The 2,559-nt window shown below is 68.2% G+C and carries 1 pseudogene; it reads right to left on the reverse strand.

The features are described 5' to 3' along the window. Positions 1 to 2,559: pseudogene (locus AC1VAN_RS18165) on the reverse strand (hemagglutinin); the annotation flags it as partial.

The raw sequence follows: 2,559 nt of genomic DNA on the forward strand, positions 1-2,559 counted from the left end.
GTGCTGCCACCGAAGTAGCTGGCCACCGTCTGGTGCGTGCTGAACAGCTGGTCGCCGGTGATGGCATCGCTGCTGCCCGCCAGGATGCTGCCAGCGGCCACGTTGGTGACTTTCACCGGTGCACCGCCGGTGCCGCTGAGGGTCACGGTATCGACCACGTTGCCACTCCCGTCCACGTCGTACTTCACGGCGCGTGCGTCCAGGTCATCGGTCTGCTCGGCCACATTGGCCAGCGAATTGCTGACCGCGTCGAAGGCCGTGCCGACGTCGTTGTAGCTGCCCTGGCTGACCGTGCCATTGGCGGCGACGTTGTTGAGCGTGTAGGTCGGCGCGGTGACCACGCCATTGGCATCCACTGCAGCGCCGCCGCCGAGGTGGGTGGCCACCGTCTGGTTGGCCGCGAACAACTGCGCACCATTGATTGCTTCACTGCTGGCCGCGCTGATCTGGCCCGGGCCGAGGTTGCGCAGCGTGGTGGCGGTGCCGGACTGGCCGAGCGTCGCACTTGCGTAGTTGACGCTGCCGTCGCCGTTGAGGTCGTAGCGCAGCGCGCCCTCTTCGGAAGCCTGCAACTGACCCAGGTTGACCGCATCGGTGCTGGCGGTGCCGGCGGCGACGTTGGTGACCTGGCGTTCGGCGCCCGCGGCACCGATCGACACGCTGTTGGCACGGTCGGCCAGGCTGCCGGCACCGACCGCGATGCTGTTGGCGGCGGTTGCGCTGGCACCGGCACCGACGGCGATCGCTTCGGCGCCGCTGGCCACGGCGTCGGCACCGGTCGAATTCACCCGCAGGTACCGGGTGCCGGTGTTGCGGATGTCGTTGATCTGGGTGTTGAGGTTGACCAGCGAACCATCCACCGCATCGAAGGCGTCGGTGACGTTGTCATACAGCCCCGGGGCCACGGCGCCACCGGTGGAGATGGTGCTGATCTCGAACAGCGGTGCGGTGAACGTGCTGGTGAGCGGATCGAACGCTGCGCGTCCGCCGAAGAACTTTGCCATCGTGTCGTTGCTGGCGAACAGCTGCGCACCATTGACCGCCTCGCTGCTGGTGGCGTTGACCGCGCCGGCTGCCAGGTTGCCGATGGTGGTGGTGCCGGTGCCATTGCCGAGGGTGACACGGCGGTAGTCGGGGTCGCCTGCACCATCCAGGTCATAGGTGACCGCCGCCGCGCCGACCGCATCGATCTGGCTGATCGCACCCTTCAGCTGGGCCACGTTGACTGCATCGGTGTTGGCGCTGCCGGCTGCCAGGTTGGTGATCTGCCGCTCGCCACCGCCTGCGGTGCCCACCGACACTTCGCCCGCCGACACCTGTGCGGTGGTCAGGCCGTAAGCGCTGTAGCTGGCCTGCGCGCCGCGCAGTGCGGCCGAGCGGTAGCCCAGCGCCACCGAGTTGGCCTGGTTGGAGGTGCTCTCTGCGCCGAGCAGGGTCTGCCCGTTGGCAGTGCCGCTGGCACTGTCGCCGACCACCACCGAGTGCCCCATGCGTGCTGCATAGTCGGCGGTGGGAACGCCGGTCGGATCGCTCGGATCATTGGCGCCCGCGCCCGGGAAGGCGACGTTGGCATCGACCTTGGGCAGTTCATGGCGGGCGTTGGCACCGATCACCACCTCCTTGGAGCCGTTGGCATAGGCGCCATCGCCCATCAGCACCTGGTAGTCCTGCGCTGCGTTGACCGCCCAGCAGGAGATGTCCGCCAGCGCGATGTCCAGGCACTTGGCCGCCCAGGCCGGCGAGTCCGTCGGCAGCAGCAGGCCGAGCAGGCCACCGGGATTGCCGTTGTTGATGTTGTAGATGTAGCTGTCGGAGGTGACGCCACCGATCAGGGTCAGGTGCGAGCTGCCACCGGTGACCGCTCCACCCAGTCCGTTGAGCGTGGTGCCGACCGGCGTTGCATTGACCACCGGCAGGCCGAGCACGTTGACCGTGGAATAGGTCTGCATGACGTTGGCGGTGCTGAGCTTGAGGTTGCCGTTGGACAGGTAACCGGTGCCGCCGAACAGGCTGGCGGTGGTCGGGCCGAGCAGTTCGGTGACACCGCCCACCAGGCCACCGGTACCGATCACCAGGCCCGCGTTCGGGTCGGCAGCGGCGGGCGCCTTCGGGCTGGTCGGCGGAATGGCCGACGGCGAGGTCAGGCCGAGGCTGCCGAGGGTATTGCCGACCAGGCCACCGACGGCGCCGGTCAGGTTGCCGACGGTGCCGTTGAGGTCACCATTGAGCAGGCTGCCGACCGCGCTGCCAACGCCGTTGAGCGCAGTGCCGACGCCGTTGAGCAGGCCGCCCAGGCCAAGCGCGCTGTTCTGCGCGGCGACGGTTGCAGTGCCGGCCAGCTTGAGATTGCGATCGGCGACGATTTCCTCGCCGTCCTTGCCCTGCACCCGTACCTTGCCTGCCACGCCGGTATCGAACGCTGCGGTGATCGCGCGGTCATCGGTGTCACCCGGCAGCTCTTCCTTGGCAGGCAGCGTGACCGCTGCGGTGGCACCGATCTGGCCCTGGCCTTCGATGTGATTGCCGGCCACGACCAGCTGCGCATCGACCTTGCCATCC

The sequence above is a fragment of the Stenotrophomonas sp. 05L44_2 genome, from assembly GCF_056665995.1.